This window comes from Vulcanisaeta sp. JCM 16159 (assembly GCF_001316265.1).
Taxonomy (GTDB): Archaea; Thermoproteota; Thermoprotei; order Thermoproteales; family Thermocladiaceae; genus Vulcanisaeta.
Window position 1 is genome coordinate 1 of sequence record NZ_BBDN01000018.1, and the last position, 16837, is coordinate 16837.

General features: G+C 46.4%; 18 protein-coding genes and 7 pseudogenes. 21 read left to right on the forward strand and 4 right to left on the reverse strand.

Features of this window, described 5'->3' with window-relative positions:
• The 4 genes and pseudogenes from JCM16159_RS12535 to JCM16159_RS12545 form a co-directional block, all read left to right on the forward strand.
• Positions 1 to 138, forward strand: a 138-nt coding sequence (locus JCM16159_RS12535; RefSeq protein WP_243666894.1) for a 4Fe-4S binding protein, incomplete at its 5' end; no start/stop codon positions are given.
• Positions 135 to 829 (forward strand): annotated as a pseudogene (locus JCM16159_RS19720) (ferredoxin oxidoreductase); the annotation flags it as partial. The gene JCM16159_RS12535 and the pseudogene JCM16159_RS19720, both read left to right, overlap by 4 nt.
• Before the next feature lie 39 nt (positions 830 to 868).
• Positions 869 to 1369, forward strand: a complete 501-nt coding sequence (locus JCM16159_RS19725; RefSeq protein WP_367834529.1) for a hypothetical protein — start codon at positions 869 to 871, stop codon at positions 1367 to 1369.
• 22 nt (positions 1370 to 1391) lie between these two features.
• Complete coding sequence (locus tag JCM16159_RS12545; RefSeq protein WP_054858043.1) at positions 1392 to 2327, forward strand: thiamine pyrophosphate-dependent enzyme; 936 nt, start codon at positions 1392 to 1394, stop codon at positions 2325 to 2327.
• Between the two features lie 145 nt (positions 2328 to 2472).
• Here the strand turns inward: JCM16159_RS12545 and JCM16159_RS17915 are convergent, their stop codons facing one another.
• A complete protein-coding gene (locus JCM16159_RS17915) occupies positions 2473 to 2628 on the reverse strand; it encodes a 4-hydroxyphenylacetate 3-hydroxylase C-terminal domain-containing protein (RefSeq protein WP_367834530.1) in 156 nt (51 codons plus the stop codon).
• Positions 2629 to 2878: 250 nt separating this feature from the next.
• Here JCM16159_RS17915 and JCM16159_RS12550 point away from each other — a divergent pair.
• From JCM16159_RS12550 to JCM16159_RS12555, 3 genes and pseudogenes are all read left to right on the forward strand, one after another.
• Positions 2879 to 4130 (forward strand): annotated as a pseudogene (locus JCM16159_RS12550) (3-isopropylmalate dehydratase large subunit).
• 40 nt (positions 4131 to 4170) lie between these two features.
• On the forward strand, positions 4171 to 4320 hold the full coding sequence (locus JCM16159_RS17920) for a hypothetical protein (RefSeq protein ID WP_243666887.1): 150 nt from the start codon (positions 4171 to 4173) through the stop codon (positions 4318 to 4320).
• A complete protein-coding gene (locus JCM16159_RS12555) occupies positions 4283 to 4609 on the forward strand; it encodes a hypothetical protein (RefSeq protein WP_243666888.1) in 327 nt (108 codons plus the stop codon). Before JCM16159_RS17920 ends, JCM16159_RS12555 begins: the two co-directional genes overlap by 38 nt.
• Positions 4610 to 4851: 242 nt before the next feature.
• Here the strand turns inward: JCM16159_RS12555 and JCM16159_RS12560 are convergent.
• Positions 4852 to 5351 (reverse strand): annotated as a pseudogene (locus JCM16159_RS12560) (3-isopropylmalate dehydratase small subunit).
• 509 nt (positions 5352 to 5860) lie between these two features.
• Here JCM16159_RS12560 and cimA point away from each other — a divergent pair.
• The 4 genes and pseudogenes from cimA (at position 5861) to asd (ending at position 9695) form a co-directional block, all read left to right on the forward strand.
• Positions 5861 to 7420 (forward strand): citramalate synthase, encoded by a 1560-nt coding sequence (gene cimA / locus JCM16159_RS12565; RefSeq protein ID WP_367834528.1) that lies wholly within the window; start codon positions 5861 to 5863, stop codon positions 7418 to 7420.
• A 113-nt stretch (positions 7421 to 7533) separates the two neighbouring features.
• Positions 7534 to 8342: pseudogene (locus JCM16159_RS12570) on the forward strand (aspartate kinase); the annotation flags it as partial.
• A gap of 162 nt (positions 8343 to 8504) precedes the next feature.
• Entirely contained in the window at positions 8505 to 8690 is a 186-nt protein-coding gene (locus JCM16159_RS17925; RefSeq protein ID WP_243666896.1) for a hypothetical protein, read from the forward strand.
• Positions 8678 to 9695, forward strand: a pseudogene (gene asd / locus JCM16159_RS19730) (aspartate-semialdehyde dehydrogenase). Before JCM16159_RS17925 ends, asd begins: the two are co-directional and overlap by 13 nt.
• 1 nt (position 9696) lies before the next feature.
• Here the strand turns inward: asd and JCM16159_RS17945 are convergent.
• Together JCM16159_RS17945 and JCM16159_RS17950 are read right to left on the reverse strand one after the other, a co-directional pair.
• Positions 9697 to 10290: a homoserine dehydrogenase gene (locus tag JCM16159_RS17945; protein WP_243666891.1), complete on the reverse strand. Its 594-nt coding sequence runs from the start codon at positions 10288 to 10290 to the stop codon at positions 9697 to 9699.
• Positions 10290 to 10673 carry a hypothetical protein gene (locus JCM16159_RS17950; RefSeq protein ID WP_243666892.1) on the reverse strand — a complete coding sequence of 128 codons (384 nt, stop codon included), beginning with the start codon at positions 10671 to 10673 and terminating at the stop codon, positions 10290 to 10292. The genes JCM16159_RS17945 and JCM16159_RS17950 overlap by 1 nt, the downstream gene beginning before the upstream one ends.
• 131 nt (positions 10674 to 10804) lie before the next feature.
• Between JCM16159_RS17950 and thrC the strand changes: the two are divergent.
• From thrC to JCM16159_RS12630, 10 genes and pseudogenes are all read left to right on the forward strand, one after another.
• Positions 10805 to 12049: pseudogene (thrC, locus tag JCM16159_RS12585) on the forward strand (threonine synthase).
• Positions 12050 to 12282: 233 nt separating this feature from the next.
• Positions 12283 to 12633: a hypothetical protein gene (locus JCM16159_RS12590; protein WP_054858045.1), complete on the forward strand. Its 351-nt coding sequence runs from the start codon at positions 12283 to 12285 to the stop codon at positions 12631 to 12633.
• A complete protein-coding gene (locus tag JCM16159_RS19735) occupies positions 12606 to 13043 on the forward strand; it encodes an aminotransferase class I/II-fold pyridoxal phosphate-dependent enzyme (protein ID WP_054858046.1) in 438 nt (145 codons plus the stop codon). The genes JCM16159_RS12590 and JCM16159_RS19735 overlap by 28 nt, the downstream gene beginning before the upstream one ends.
• A 29-nt stretch (positions 13044 to 13072) precedes the next feature.
• Positions 13073 to 13345 (forward strand): hypothetical protein, encoded by a 273-nt coding sequence (locus tag JCM16159_RS19740; RefSeq protein WP_054858047.1) that lies wholly within the window; start codon positions 13073 to 13075, stop codon positions 13343 to 13345.
• Between the two features lie 105 nt (positions 13346 to 13450).
• The gene (gene hisG, locus JCM16159_RS12605) at positions 13451 to 14299 is read left to right on the forward strand and encodes an ATP phosphoribosyltransferase (protein ID WP_054858048.1); all 849 of its coding nucleotides are present in this window, start codon (positions 13451 to 13453) and stop codon (positions 14297 to 14299) included.
• On the forward strand, positions 14299 to 14568 hold the full coding sequence (locus tag JCM16159_RS19745; RefSeq protein ID WP_054858049.1) for a HisA/HisF-related TIM barrel protein: 270 nt from the start codon (positions 14299 to 14301) through the stop codon (positions 14566 to 14568). Before hisG ends, JCM16159_RS19745 begins: the two co-directional genes overlap by 1 nt.
• A 65-nt stretch (positions 14569 to 14633) precedes the next feature.
• On the forward strand, positions 14634 to 14978 hold the full coding sequence (locus JCM16159_RS19750) for a HisA/HisF-related TIM barrel protein (protein WP_367834531.1): 345 nt from the start codon (positions 14634 to 14636) through the stop codon (positions 14976 to 14978).
• Positions 14968 to 15561: an imidazoleglycerol-phosphate dehydratase gene (locus JCM16159_RS12620; protein ID WP_243666893.1), complete on the forward strand. Its 594-nt coding sequence runs from the start codon at positions 14968 to 14970 to the stop codon at positions 15559 to 15561. Before JCM16159_RS19750 ends, JCM16159_RS12620 begins: the two co-directional genes overlap by 11 nt.
• Positions 15558 to 16318: pseudogene (hisF, locus tag JCM16159_RS12625) on the forward strand (imidazole glycerol phosphate synthase subunit HisF). Before JCM16159_RS12620 ends, hisF begins: the two are co-directional and overlap by 4 nt.
• A 189-nt stretch (positions 16319 to 16507) precedes the next feature.
• The gene (locus JCM16159_RS12630; RefSeq protein WP_054858052.1) at positions 16508 to 16708 is read left to right on the forward strand and encodes a hypothetical protein; all 201 of its coding nucleotides are present in this window, start codon (positions 16508 to 16510) and stop codon (positions 16706 to 16708) included.
• Positions 16709 to 16837 lie beyond the last annotated feature (129 nt).

Here is a 16837-nt window from a genome sequence, read left to right on the forward strand (position 1 = left end):
CCCTACACAACAAAGTCAGGTAGGAAGTACGACTTGACCTACGAGATTGATTATGACCACTGCAAGGGCTGCGGAATATGCGCCCACGAATGCCCAACCAAGGCAATAAAGATGGTGCCCGAGGGTGCTGAGGAATGAGCCTAATAACCATTGAACCAAGGATTAAGAGGGATATCATTAGGGATAGGGTCGCTATCACGTCAAATTATGCCGCCGCATACGCCGCTAAGGATGTGGAGGTCGATGTCGTGGCTGCATACCCAATAACGCCTCAAACCCCAGCCGTTGAGAAGTTGGCCGAGTTCGTAGCTAATGGCGAGATAGATGCCGAGTACATACCGGTGGAGTCTGAGCACAGTGCCTTATCGGCATTAATAGGTGCCTCGGCAGCCGGCGCTAGGACGTTCACGGCGACCTCAAGCCAAGGGCTTTTCTACATGTTCGAATTACTCTACATAGCGTCTGGCTTAAGGCTTCCAATAGTCATGGCTCTGGCCACGAGGCCGCCTCAGCACCCATATGCATACACGGCGATTACCAGGACTTGGCCGCGGTTAGGGATTCGGGGTGGATAGTCATGATTGCTTCTTCGGCTCAGGAGGTTTATGATTCGATAATCATGGCATATAGGATCGCGGAGGATAGCAGGGTTCTCCTGCCAGTCATGGTGTCCTATGACGGATTCCTAATGAGCCACACCACAGAACCAGTGGAATTGTATAACTTGGATGCCATAAGGAGGTTCGCACCAAAGAAGATAGATAGGCCAGTACTGGATAGCAGGAGACCAATAACGATGGGCGTGATGGCAGTGCCTGATTGGTACTACGAAATCAAGTACCAAGTAATTGATGCAATGCATAACTCGATGGGTGTTATCAAGGAGGTTCATGATGAATTCAATAAGACCTTTGGCAGGAATTATAGGTTAATTGAGGAGTATAGAATTGATGATGCGGACTACGTGGTGATAACCTACGGCGGCATCTGGGGTAATACTAAGAGGGCTGTCGATATTGCTAGGAAGAACGGCATTAAGGCTGGTGCCCTGAAACTCAGGTTATTTAGGCCGTTTCCAACCGATGACCTGGTGAGGATTGTCGAGGGGGTTAGGGCAATAGCCGTTATTGATAGGGCGGTTAGCCCAGGAGCACCAATAGAGGGGCCGGTGGCTACTGAGGTGGCCACTGCGTTGAAGTCCAGGGGTGTGGATACGCCTGTTATCTCGGTAGTCCATGGACTTGGGCAGAGGACCGTGTTTTCGAGGGATATTAACGAGTTAATAAGGATATTAAGCACGGGTGAATTAACAAACTTAGCAAGGAACACGATATACATGGGGGTGAGGGAGTACGGCAACCAAGGTTAAGCTTGCCAAGTCCTTCTTTGACATACCCAGGGAGGAGTACTTCGCTCCAGGGCATACCGCATGCCCAGCCTGTGGCGCCACCTTAGCCGCCAGGTTAATACTCAAGGCGTCGGGGCCCGACGTGATCATAGTGAACCCAACGGGTTGCCTTGAGGTCACAACAACCATATACCCATACACGTCATGGGGGGTACCGTACATACACGTGGCCTTTGAGAACGCAGGTGCCGTTGCATCGGGTATAGAGGCCGCCATAAAGGCCCTTAATAAGAATGGCTTATTGAAGAGGAATACCAAGGTTATAGCCGTTGCCGGTGATGGTGGTACTTATGATATTGGTTTGCAGGCCCTCAGTGGCATGCTTGAGCGTGGTCACGGCGTACTCTACGTACTCTACGACAATGAGGCATACATGAACACAGGAATACAAAGAAGCGGAGGAACGCCTAAGTTCGCGAAGACAACCACAATGCCCGCTGGAACGGTCATTAGAGGTAAGATTCAGAAGAAGAAGGATATAATGAGTATTGTGATGGCTCATCATATACCATACGCAGCCACAGCGAATGTTGCTTACCCCATTGATTTAGTTAATAAAGTTAGGAAGGCGCTGTCGTATCTCGAGGAGGGGCCTGCCTTCATACACGTACTGGCACCATGCCCACCAGGCTGGGGATTCCCTGATGAGAAAATGATTGAAATTGCGAGACTAGCCACAGAAACAGGCTACTTCCCACTATACGAGTGGGACCGTGATAGATTAATCATAAATCCACCAAGCGATATGTACATGGATAAGAGATTACGTAAGCCATTGAGGGAGTTCGTTAAGGCTCAGTCCAGGTGGTCCCACGTGACTGATGAAGAGATTAAGGAACTCGAGAAGGATATCGAGGACTTCCTCAACTACCTATGGCGTTTATCAATAGGCTCTGGAGTACCCACGCCATATGCCTAACCATATCTATAGCGAGCTTGACCTTAGGTAAATGCGGGATCGTCCTTCCGCATTAAATCCTCTACGTGGTTCGGCATCCTTAGGTAATCTTATGTTCACCTTTATCCTAAGCTAGTTCTTAGCTATATCTTCCATAAGCTAGAAGTCATGCAGCGCAGCCTTGCCATGGATCTCCTCCGACTTCAGGTGAACCGGCGCCGTGGATTGACTCTACTAAGTAACCAGCACTTATGCCTGCATTCTTGAGAAATTTAAGCATCTTGAGCCTGCCCTCAGCTGTAAACCTGGGCACGCCCTGCAGATACTTCTCTTAATACTCAGCATTTAGTAATTGATTGAGTTAACCAATTAATGGTGAACAGGGTCGTTATAAAAACACAGTAAGTAATTAATCGCCCTCTATTTTGCGAACCTAAGTAATACTGTCCATAGTTAAGTTGTGGTTGAGGTCGACGTCATAATATAAAACCTAGATGTGAAATGATTGTGATTATTCATAACCTCTGTATTATGAGGTAAACCATATAAATACTATATATTGAAGAAAAACAATGGGCCTAACACTCACTGAGAAAATACTCAATAGGGCATCAGGCAAATCCGTAAGCCCTGGTGATGTAGTTGAGATTAACGTTGACCTGGCGGCATTTCATGACCTAACTGGTTATCACGTGGTTGAGGTAATGGAAAAAAATGAGCACAATTAGGGTTTGGGATGTTAATAAATTCGTACTAGCCTTCGACCACCTATCTCCACCACCCACGGAGAGAGCTGCCGAGATACAGGTTGGACTTAGGAAATTTGCAAAAATGGCAGGTGTAAAGTTCTTCCATGATGTTGGCGATGGCATATTACATCAATTACTCCTCGATCATTATGCACTCCCTGGGCAAGTCGTCATGGCTGCCGACAGCCACACGACTACGGTCGGCGCCGTGGGCGCCTTCGCACAGGGGCTTGGAGCCAGTGATGTGGCCGCGATAGTTATTACTGGTAAGACGTGGCTTATGGTCCCCGAACCATTTAGGATTAGGATACTCGGTAAACCGGGCCCCGGGGTTTATGGCAAGGACGTTGCATTGCACTTACTCAGTGTATTTAGGGCCGAGGGACTTAATGGAAAGTCCGCTGAGTTTGTCGTTGAGGAACCAGGGGCATTCCCAATGGATTATAGGGCCACCGTGTCCAACATGGGCATAGAACTCGGCCTCGACGCAGCCATGTTCGCACCAGACAGCGAGACCGTAAGGCACATTAAGGAGAAGAGAGGCATTGAGATTAAGCCAGTAACACCGGATCCAAATGCCAAGTATGTCGATAGTTATGACGTGGAATTGAACAAACTCGAGCCCCTCGTAGCCGCGCCACATAGTGTTGATAATGTTAAGTCAATTAGTGAGGTTGAGGGCTTAGATGTGGATTACGTATTCATAGGCTCATGCACAAATGGTAGACTTAGCGACATTGAGGTTGCGGCTAAGATACTTAGGAATGGCAAGGTGAGGAGTAGGTGCGTGGCAATACCCGCCTCACGTGAGATCTACATAAGGGCTATGGAGCTAGGTTACATAGATACACTTGTGAGGGCTGGCTGCGTGGTGACGTATGGCACCTGCGGCCCATGCCTTGGCGGGCACTTTGGCCTAATCGGCCCTGGGGAGGTGGCGATATCCACAGGCAGTAGGAACTTTAGAGGCAGGATGGGTTCGCCTGAGGGCAAAGTTTACCTGGCAAATGCGGCTGTAGCCGCTGCTGCGGCATTGAATGGTAAGTTCGTTGATCCTAGGAAGTACCTTACGTAAATTAGGATTTATTAACTATAAAATTTTAATAGGATAATTTGTGGGCAGCACTAGGGTTAAGGGTAGGATTGAGCATATTTACATTATTAGGCGTAGAATTGGGCATATATGGGTGATTAACCGTGGCGATAAGAGTGAGGGTAAGGCTGAGGGTGAAGGAGCGAGAGGTGATCACGACAGCGCTCGTTAATACAGGCTTTGAGACCGAGAGGCCTCAGGTACTGGTACCGCTTAATTTAGCTAGGGCCTTATCATTATGGCCACCACCAGATAATGCGTACTTAATTGAACTGGGCACGGCCGGTGGGCCTATCAGGGAGTACGTTGTACCGAATTCAGTGCAAATAACCGTGATAACCGACGATAGGGAGACCCGCGATATTGTCTGCGATGCCGTTATATCACATATTGAGGAGGAGGTGATAATTAACGACAAGTTATCAGAGGAGTTAGGTATTGTTATTCTAGCTGCGGGTTAGTGGTAAGTGGAGGTTCGCGGATGATGCCGGTAAGGTTAGGTACTCAGAACCTCCTCAGTATTGGTGATTAATTAGGAATAATGGTAAAGTCGTAATCACAATCATCCTAATTCAACTTTTCCACCCCATTTTCCTCATTATCCTCATACCCATTAATAATCCCAACTCCATTACAACTCGTTATCGGTGGTCCCACTTAAGGTTTTATGGACCACTCAATTGATACGATGTGCTTTACGGATTTAAACCCCCCTTGATGTACTACGTGACTTTATGTACTCAAGCAAGCCACCACTAATTAGTATTTCAAGTGCCATGCCCGTTATTGGCCTAGCCTCAGTAACTTCTGCCCATTATTAATAATAACCTCGCCTGTACTCACGTTAACCCTCACGAAATCACCCTCATTCACCTCCTTACTGACCCCCGGCACCACTAGTACAGGTAGGCCATTATTAATTGCGTTCCTGTAAAATATCCTGGCGAAGGACTCAGCCAATACGGCCTTAACGCCAGCCGCCTTTAAAGCAATTGCCGCCTGCTCACGGCTTGAACCCATGCCAAAGCCTTTACCAGCGACGAGAATAACCCCCTTGCTAGCCTTCTCGAAGAAGTTCGGTATTAATGGCTCCATCGCATGCCTGGCTAGTACTGATGGGTCGGTATATACGAGGTACTTGGCAGGTATTATCACGTCAGTATCGATATTATCACTAACCTTAATTACCGGACCCTCAACAATAAATTCTCTGGACCCCACAATTTAACTGTGCTTTAACGGGCCTATTTAAGCTTTATATCCCATGAATATTTATAATTAGAGCATTGTTAGGTAGACCGAAAAATAGATAATAAAATACTAATAATACGACTAAGGGAATGGGGTCTTCGCATTATTAATGGCCCTGGCAGTAATAACCACATCATCGCTGTTCCTCGGGGATAAATACATTATAATAATTATATCAAGCGGCAAAGTAAGTGGCTTACGCCTTAACCGGATTTATCTAATAACCTAGCCATGTATGTGATTCATCATGTAGTTAATGGAATAAATAATAATGGTATGCAATTAATGTTTATGCGAACCCACTGCGGTTTGGGCAAATGAACCCGCACCCCGCACTATGTACCTTTTATTTTCTTAATTAATTTCTATTTCTAATAATTAATCAATTAATGCGGTCTTAATATATTATTGTTATTGAGGTAATGCTTATATATACTTGATATAACCTGTGCTTAGTATGGGTGGTGAACAAATCCGCGAGGGTTGAGGTCCTGGATACAACGCTTAGGGATGGAGCTCAAATGACGGGTATTTCGTTCACCTTAAACGATAAGGTTAGGATTGCTTTAATGCTTGATGACCTCGGCGTTGACTATATAGAGGGTGGTTGGCCGGGTAGTAATCCTAAGGATGCCGAGTTCTTTAAGGTAATGAGGAATTACTCGCTGAGTCATGCTAAATTGGCCGCCTTTGGTATGACGAGGAGGAATGGCATTAACGCTAGAGATGACCCTAATCTAGCGGCTATACTGGATTCTGGTGTTGATGTTGCAGTTTTGGTCGGTAAGTCCTGGATACTTCATGTTAGGGAGGTCCTTAGGGTTAGGCCTGAGGATAACCTGGACATGGTCTATGACAGTATTCGTTACCTTAAGGATCACGGCTTAACCGTGATCTTTGACGCAGAGCACTTTTACCAGGGGTTTAAGGAGGACCCAGACTACGCACTTAGGGTTGTTAAGACCGCTGAGGAAGCCGGAGCCAGCGTGGTGGTTCTCGCAGACACGAACGGCGCCATGATGCCCCACGAGATCTATGAAATAACGGGTAAGGTTGTGAAGGATTTGAGAGTTACGGTAGGTGTTCACATGCATAATGACTCAGGTTGTGCTGTAGCCAACACAATAATGGGGGTATTAGCTGGCGTTCGCCATGTTCAGGGAACCATTAATGGACTCGGCGAGAGGACAGGTAATGCGGATTTAGTCCAAGTAATACCAAACCTGGTGCTTAAGCTAGGTTTTAAGGTGCTTAGAGATCTCAATGACCTTAGGAAGTTGAAGGCGATATCCAGGTTTGTTTATGAGGCAGCAGGTCTGAACCCAAACCCATATCAACCATACGTGGGTGACTACGCCTTCTCCCATAAAGCTGGTCTACATGTCGATGGCGTCTCTAAGGTAACGAAGGCCTACGAACATGTAGACCCGGAGCTTGTCGGTAACACGAGGAGGTTCGTAGTCTCTGAACTCGCTGGTTCATCGAACATACTAATGTACCTAAGGGAATTGGGATTTGACGTAGGTAAGGATGACCCAAGGCTTAGACATGCATTGGAGAAGATAAAGGAACTAGAGAATAGGGGCTACAGCTTTGACTTAGCACCGGCGTCGGCCATACTCATTGCCCTCAGGGAAATGGGGCTTTTCAGGGATGTGCTGAGGGTTGATTATTGGAAGGTGGTTAGTGATGATGACATGCACGTGGCCATGGTTAAGGTAAATGGCGAGTTAGGTGTTGCCGAGGGTGTTGGGCCTGTGCATGCAATTGATAAGGCATTGAGAAGCGTGGCTTCGAGGTTATTTCCTGAACTTAATAATGTGGTGCTCACGGACTATAGGGTCATACTCCCCGGCGAGGTTAAGAATACAGAGAGTGTGGTTAGGGTGCTTATGGAGTTTAGTGATGGTAAGGTTAAGTGGAGGACTGTGGGTGTTTCGACAAGCATAATCACAGCGAGCGTTGAGGCGCTGGTTGATGGGCTTAATTACATTTTAATGATTAAGCATTATGTAAGGTAAATAATATATAATGAGTGAGGCTATTACTTAATATTCCCTGCTCTATATATTGTTGTTGCTATTTATACTATGGTAATTGGTATATACTATATCCGAGACAGTAAATTTTAAATATGTGTTATGTTCGTGCCTATATAGAGGTGACCCGATGGAAATGGAAACCTGTATTAGAACAGGGGATAAGGATTTCAAAGGTGGGTGGTTCCCTGTTAACGGGCGGTAATGTCCTTAGTGTGATAGGTAGGGTTGTTGGTAGGGACTACTCAGGTAATAAGTTAGTGCTTGTGGTTTCAGCAATGAAGGGGGTTACGGACTTATTAATAAGGGCCTTTGATAATCATGACACTAATGCACTAGATGAGGCATTATCTATTTACATGAACGAGGCACTAAACCTAGGCTTCAATAAGCTTGTTTCTTTCCTGGAACTGATCCGTGAGGATTTGCGTAGGTTCATAAACCTGGATGATCCCTGGATTAGGGATTACGTGATTGTTCATGGAGAATTACTATCAACATTGCTTGTTGAGAGAGTGCTCAATGACTCACTTGGTTTTAAAGCCAAGGCCGTATATGAACCAGGCATAGTCACCGACGGTAACTGGGGCTTTGCATCGGTGGATCATGAGTCAAGCAGTAAGAATGTGGTTGGGAAGTTGGGTAATATGCTTAGTAAGTATGATGTTATCGTGGTCCCAGGCTTCCTTGGTATCACCAATGATGGTAGGTACACATCCCTTGGTAGGGTGGTAGCGATTACACGGCATCGCTACTCGCGAATTACCTAGGTGCGTCACGGTTAACCTTCTACACGGATAGCGGTGGTATACTCAGCGGTGATCCAAGGATCGTTAATGATGCAGTACTTCTTAGGGAGGTTGGTTATGATGAGGCTTATACAGCATCGTTACTTGGCGCCAAGAAATTCCACCCAAGGACCTTCGAACCATTACTAAAAAGTAGGGTCTTAACTATCATAACGGATCCCTGGCGTGAGGATGGTACGTACGTAGTAAATAACTGCACGTTATCACCTAAATTAATAACTCTTAGTGAAGCCGGTAAGGGTATATTCAAGGTCTCTGTGATCGGTTGTAGGATTTCCCAAATAGATCACTTAAGAAGTGAAGCCTATAAGATAATCACGTCATACGATACGGAGGGTGTTAAGGATGAACAACACGCAGTGTCGGCGTTATTAAATAATTGGGATGATGCAGTTTCATTGGCGAGGGAACTCCATAGGTGGGTGAGGGCATGGATCGCGTGAGGGTATCGATACTTGGGGCCACGGGACTCGTTGGTCAATGGATGGTTAAGCTATTGGCTAATCATCCATTTATAGAGGTTGTTGGTTTATCAGCGTCCCCTGGGAAGGTTGGTCGAAAGTACGGCGAGGTAGTCCATTGGTTCATAGCCGGCGACGTGCCTGAATATGCCAGAGATATCACGTTAGTATCCACGGACCCTTCAGACCACAAGTCAGCGGATGTTGTTCTTTCGGCATTACCAAACGACATTGCTTGGTCTGTGGAGAGCAAGTTATTGGATGCTGGGTTGAATGTGGTATCCAATGCATCGCCTGAGAGGATGAACCCAAGGATACCGTTGATAAACCCTGAGGTTAATTGGGAGCACCTAAGTATTCTCAGGGAGGTTAAGGGAAATTGGGTGATTAAGAACCCCAATTGTACAGCAGCCATAATATCTATGCCGGTAAAACCTCTCCAGGATCTCATTGATTCAATGCACATTGTAACGCTTCAATCAGTCTCAGGTGCGGGTTATCTTGGGCTATCCTACCTAGCCATTGACGGTAATGTAATACCTTCATAAAGGGTGAGGAGGAGAAAATCGATGCGGAATTAAACAAAATACTCGGAAAACAATTCCCAGATAGGTTTGAGCCCTGGGGTAAGCCCGTGTACGTAACCACTACCAGGGTACCCGTTAAGTACGGGCACATGGCCGTAATACACGCCGTGCTAAACAAGGACGTGGATACCGAGTATGTAATCAACAAGTTAAGTAGGTTTAAATCACTACCCCAGGAGAGGGAGTTACCCACGGCACCTAAGGAACCAATTAAGGTAATTAATAGGTCGATGCGCCTCAACCGGCTAGGGATTTGGACCCGATGTCCGTAAGCGTGGGCAGAATATCGATTAAGAATAGAGTATTGAGACTCATAGCATTGGGCGATAACCTAGTCCGCGGTGCTGCCGGGATTACCATATTAACGGTGGAGACCATGAAGGCCCTAAGCATACTTTAATTTAAAATACCACACCATTATTAACTATGTACATTAGGTCCGTCAATACGGCTTGGGCGGTCTCTATTGGACCAGCCCCAGGCCCTATTATCATTACATCACCCAGTGTGTCAGTGCTTATCCTCAGTGCATTTAAGTTCTCATTCACGTGAGCCAGAATGTCACTCCTTTCCAGTGGGATTGGTTTAACATAGGCGGTGTCCTTATCGGCATAGGCTATGAGCTTAACAACCTTATCCTTAAATGTCTCAATGTTTATGTCACGTATTCCCCTGACCTCCATATTCTCAAGACTGTGTCTCCAACCAAACACCCTGGAGATGATTATGGACTTTAGAGCCGCGTCCCATCCATCAATGTCAAGCGACGGATCAGCCTCAGCGTAGCCCCTCTCCTGAGCCAGTCTCAGGGCATCATTGAAGCTCATGCCCTCGTACATCCTAGTGAGGATAAAGTTCGTGGTACCGTTAAGAATACCCATGAAGCGGCTAACCTTAATGCCAGGTAGTAAGTCGACTACGTTAAAGGACGGCGTGCCTGCCATTACCGTACCCTTAAACCTAACGATCTTATTAAACCTTCTACTAAGTTCCATTAACTCGTCGTAGTGAAAGGCCACTGGCCCTTGTTAGTTGTGATAACGTGTTTACCACTCTTAATTGCCGTCGATAGGTACGTAAATGCCGGCTCGCCCCTATCCCTAATGTTTAGGTCTGTGAATTCACAAACAATGTCGGCGCTGCTCTCCTCAATGAGCCTAGGAATTTCATCTATGCCTATTTTCCTGCCCAATAACTTACCACCACGTGCATCCTCCAAAACGCTGGGGCCGGGATTTATGATGTACCCACGTCTCCTATCAATTATCTCACTCACAGAAACATCAACACCAAGTAAGTCCCGCTTTAAATTCAGTAGCCTAAAGAACGCCTGGCCAACATTCCCAAAGCCAATTATCAATAATCTATACCTCCTCATATACCCATTGATGTCTCAATCTATAATTTATTTAAGAGTATTACCGAGGTCCATGTTCCTATTAATTTAATGGTAATGCTTAAATAACCTAGATAACAAAAATACCTGGGGATTGAAATGGAAACCCAAGCATGAACTTGGGTCTTCGTAAATACATCCTAAAGTGCCCAAGGTGTGGCTTTGAGATCGAGGCGAATCCATACGTAATGAGATGCCCAAAATGTGGCGAGTTACTTGACACATTATTAATTACTGATAAGGTCAGGTTTAACTGGAGTAATCTGCGGGGTAGGGGTGTATGGAGGTATAGGGAATTACTGCCTGAGGTGGGTAACGTGATTACCATGGGCGAGGGCGCAACACCATTAATTAAACTGAGGAGCTACAGCAATGCATATGTCAAGTTTGAGGGTGCAAATCCAACAGGCTCGTTTAAGGACAGGGGAATGACCGTCGCGTCTCGCTGGCCTCATCAATAGGTGTTAAGGGCATTATTGTGGCATCGACAGGCAATACGGCCGCGTCCGCAGCTGCCTATGCGGCTAAGGCAGGCCTTGAGTGCGTTGTGGTACTCCCCAAGGGTGGTGTTGCCAGAGGCAAGTTAGGGCAGGCAATGCTCCATGGTGCGAGGATTGCTGAGGTGCCTGGTACGTTCGATGACGCTCTCGAGTACGTACTAGAGACAGTATTGGGCAGTGGGCGTGTTGAGAACGTTAATTACTACCCACTTAACTCAATAAATCCATGGAGACTGGAAGGTCAGAAGACAACTGCCTATGAGATTGTTGAGGAGATCGGCGTGCCTGATTACGTATTCGTACCCGTAGGCAATGGCGGTAATATATACGCTATTTGGAAGGGTTTAGGGAGTTAATGGAGCTTGACGTGATCGATCATGTGCCAAGGATGGTTGGAATCCAAGCCTCAGGAGCGGCACCGATGGTTAAGTATTGGAGGGGCTTAGGTGAGGCAAAGATTGATAATCCAAGGACGATAGCCTCGGCAATAAGAATAGGCAAGCCCGTCAATTGGTTCAGGCTTATAGAGCCGTTAAGTACAGTGACGGCACTTTCATTGAGGTTAGTGATGATGAAATATTAATGGCCCAGAAAATACTTGGTAAGGAGGGCATCGGCACCGAGCCCGCCAGCGCAGCCTCATTGGCAGGTTACCTAAGGGCTCTAGGTGATGGATTGGTTGATGCTAAGGACAGGGTTGTGTTAATAGCCACGGGCCATGCACTTAAGGACCCCGACATACTCTTAATGGGTAATAACGGTAATGTCATTAGTATATCATCAATGGATGAATTAAGGGCCTTAATCATTAATGGAAACTTAAAGGATAATGCCAACTCAATTATCAATAAAAATTGATGCAGCAAATACGCGATAATCATGCTTAAGCAAAAACCTTAAGGTCTTCGGGGTCTTAATTACGCATTAAATGATTTGATCATGCGTATTATCAATAATTAATACCCAGCTCAATACTACTGTTGTAGCGTTAACCATTAAATTGAGGGATGCCTTGTTTTTCTCATTAACACATTAATTTATATAGGATGATACCATAATATTTATAAGTTATTAACCTCATTAAAGGACGAATGCAATGGAGAAATGTATTGGCCCTTAATTTCTATGAGGAACCAAATGTGGGGTTCAGGATTTATAGGCTTCATTTTAACGAGAATTTGTTCCTTCCACGTGAGTACTACGAGAAATTACTCAATGCACCTTTAGACCCTGACATGATTAGGTACTACACAGAACCGCTTAATCCCACATTTAACGAGGCACTGGCTAAGTACCTTAATGTTAATGCTGACCATGTGTTTGCCGTGGCCGGCGGTGATGAGGGACTGAGACTCCTTATGCAATTTGCACTACATGGATCTAAGAGAGCCCTCATTATAGAGCCACGTACTCGATGCCTAGGATACTCGCAGAGTCCATGAGAATCGATGTTGACCAAGCCCTACTTAAGCCTGATACATATGATTTGGATATGGACAAGGTTGTGAAGATTGGGAATTCCTACGACGTCATTTACCTATGCAGCCCGAATAACCCAACGGGTAACTTATTCAGTAAGGAATCAATAGAGTACCTACTATCACGCGTTAGGTCTCTAGTGATAATCGACGAGGCTTATGCGGAATTCGCTAGATACAGCCTCATCGGTCTCGTTAGGGATTACGATAACCTGGCCATAGTGAGGACATTCTCCAAGGCCTGGGGTCTCGCGAGCCTTAGGGTTGGTTACGTAGTTGCCTCGGACACGGTAATTAACGGGCTTAATAGACTATCGCTACCGCACAACATCCCATACCCATCAATGGCCCTGGTATTAAGGGCCTGGAACTGAGGGATTATGTAGAGAGGAGTATTGACGAGATGATTAAGGTCAGGGAGTACATGATAAGGTCCCTAAGAGACCTGGACTTAAGGCCCTTATACTCCGTAACCAATTTCGTGACCTTCCATGCCGGTAGTCCCAGCAGGACTAATAAGGTATATGACGGATTATTCAGGAGGGGCTTCGTGATTAGGAACCTAGGTGGTAAGGTTCTTTGTGAAGATTGCCTTAGGGTCACGGTACCCCCAGCGCCTATCGCGGCAGAATTCATTAGGGCATTGGAAGAGACCCTCGATGAATTGAGGGAGTAAGTAAGTTACGTAGATTGATCAATGAACCATTTATTATTTTTAAGCCATGGTAATGCTTATATACCCTAAATATACACATTCCCTGATGTCACTGGAACATGCATAATGGCAATCCCGTCAAAGGGCCGTTTGGTACAGCCAACGATAAAGTTGCTTGAGGAGGTTGGTATCAAGTTGCAGGTTTATGATGATAGGGCGCTGATGATACCGACTAATTGGCCAGACTTAAACATAATTAGGGTTAGGCCTGAGGATATACCGTACATAGTCGAGTCCGGTGCCGCCGTGATGGGGATAACGGGGCTTGACTACGTTGTTGAGAGTCAATCCGGGGTTAAGATTATCGAGAGACTTGGCTTCGGTAGTGGCAAGATCGTGATCGCGGTGCCAAGGACGTCGAGCATAAACGGCATTGATGATATTAAGGATGGGATAAGGATCGCCACTAAGTACGTTAACCTAACGACAAGTTACTTTAGGAGAAATGGTAAGGATGTTAAGACAGTCAGGATATCGGGCAGTGCCGAAATAATGCCTCTCCTGGGAGTAGCCGATGCAATAGTCGATGTAATGTCCACGGGAATAACATTGAGGATTCACGGACTAAGGCCGGTTGGAGTGATCATGGAGACCGAGGCCGTGCTAATAACCAACAACTCAGGGCTTAAGGGCTGTAATGATGTTATGGAGAAGTTCCTCCTACTGCTTCGTGGCGTTAAATCCTCAACAAATAAGAAACTTATCCTGATGAATGTACCCACGGAATCCCTGGCCAAGGTACTATCCATATTACCGGCCATGGAGGGACCCACGGTTGCGGACATAGCAAACAAACCGTTTAAGGAGGTAATTAGTGTGGTTCCTGAAGATGAATTGCCGGGCCTACTCGTTAAACTGAGGAATGTGGGTGCCAAGGACATCCTAGTCATGGGTATCGAGAAGGTGATAACCTAGTGTTCATCATACCATCAATCGACATAAGCGGAGGCTACGCGGTAAAGAGGGTCAGGGGGATGAGGGGTACTGAGTTGGTTAGGCTTAGTATTGATGATGCCATTAAATTAACTAGGGACTTCGGCTTCGTCCATGTCGTGGACTTGGACGGCGCCGAGAGAGGTGAATTAGTAAATATTAATTCCATAGCTAGGATAGGCCGTGAATTCGATGGTAAATGTGAAGTCGGCGGTGGTATTAGGACCGTGGATGCAGGCAGGGAAGCCTAAAGTTCTGCGGTAGAGTTGTACTGGGGACCGCAGCCGTCGAGAGGCCCTGGATAATCCATGAATTCATTAGGTGGCTTGGTTATGAGGCTATTGCTGTATCAATAGACGTATTGGGCAGGACCGTGATGAGTAGGGGTTGGGCAAGGCCTGTGGGCGAGCTGCCCAGGGTAATAAGCATGCTGCCCAGGGTGCATACATTAATATACACGGCAATTGATGTGGAGGGTACCGGCACGGGCCCCTTAGTCAACCAGGAAATAATTAACCTGCTGAGGAGCAAGGCCGATGAGGTGCTTTACGCGGGTGGGATATCAACATGCGACCACATTAAGCAGTTAAAGGATCTGGGGCTTGATGGGGTTATCGTAGGCTACGCACTCTACGTGAGGGGTGTTAATTGTGAGAAGTAGTGGGGTTAGGCAGGCCGAAGTTAGGCGCGAGTCTAGGGAGACCAAGATCTACGTTAGTCTCACGTTGATGCCGGGTAGTATAAAGGTTTCGACACCCGTTAAATTCCTCAACCACATGCTGGAGACACTAATATTCTACATGAATGCATCGGCAGAGGTCATCGCTGAGGACCTGAGAGGCTTTGATGATCACCACGTGGTTGAGGATGTTTTCATAACCTTGGGGACAGCCATCGATAGGGCACTGGGTGATAGGGTTGGCATTAGGAGGTTTGGCTGGTCCATGGTGCCCATGGACGATGCCCTGGCATTAACGGCTGTGGACCTCGGCGGCAGGGCTTACTGGGTGTTTAGGGGCTCATTTATTGGGGAGAGGATTGGCGACCTAACTACACAGATGATACCGCACATAATTAGAACGCTGGCAATACACTCCAGGGCAACAATACACGCAGAAATTAGGTGGGGCGAGAATGACCACCACATGGCCGAGGCATTATTCAAGTCCCTGGGGATGTCGATGGCCATGGCCATGGAATACGTAGACAACACGGTGAGGAGTCTCAAGGGGACCATGCAATGAGGCCGCTGGGCATCGTCAGGAGAATCATACCTTGCCTCGACGTAGACGCGGACGTGGTGGTTAAGGGCGTTAACTTCGAGGGACTTAGGGTAATGGGTGATCCTGTGGAGTTGGCGAGTAGGTATGAGGAGGAGGGCGCTGACGAGGTTTTCCTCCTGGACATAACGGCTACTATTGAGGGCAGGAAGACATTCCTAAAGACCGTCAAGAATGTGGCCGGCGCAATAAATATACCTTTGGGTGTCGGCGGTGGCATAAGGAGCCTTGAGGATGCTGATGCAGCCTTCAAGCAGGGGCCGACAAGGTTAGTGTAAATACGGCGGCGGTTAAGAATCCAGAATTGGTAACCATCCTTTCCAGGGAGTACGGCGCCCAATCAGTCGTTGTGGCCATTGACGTTAGGAAACGGGGTGATTCATGGAGGGTATACGTGGAAGGCGGCAAGAGAGAGGTGAGACTTGATGGTGTTGAGTGGGCAAGGAGGGCTGAGGAACTTGGTGCTGGTGAGCTGTTGGTAACGAGTATCGACGCAGACGGTACAGGGGCGGGCTATGACGTAAATCTCTATATGGCCATTTCTGAGATAGTTAACGTACCGATTATTGCCAGCGGTGGTGCTGGCAAGGTTGAGCACTTCGCAGAGGTACTGAGGTACGTGGATGCAGCCCTAGCTGCAAGTGTCTTCCATATGGAGTTAATAAACATTCAGAGACTTAAGGCATACCTAATGGAGGCAGGTATTAAGGTGAGGATCTAAGTCCACCCTGTTTGCTGACCCATTAAAAATCAATGAAGCATGTACTTATCCTAGGCGTTGGATTTTAACTCACATAACTCCTAATTAGTACGCCATAACCGTAAATGCACCCTTGACGTTTATAAAGGGAATTAATACCTCGGCTCAGAGCGATGGGAATTTAAAATAGAGCCAGTGCGGGTCTTCCTGATGACCCGGGATAGACAAAGGCAATTAATTAATGATTCAATCAACGAAATGATGAATGAGGCCTTCGACATAGTTCTATACGGCAAAATGGGTCTCATAAGCAAAAACGAGGCGTGCGATGCACTGTGGGAATTACTAACAAACATAAATTATGAAATAAGGAATTGTAACCGAGTAAGGATTAAGGTATTAATGAATTAATCGCAGATAACTCTTTGAACTAAGAGAGCTTAGTTAAATATGATTAACTAGTTCTTTTTCGGAATAAATTAAAGACTTTTTAATATTCAATGAATAAGCCTTAAATAATCTCTATTTAGTTGAATATCG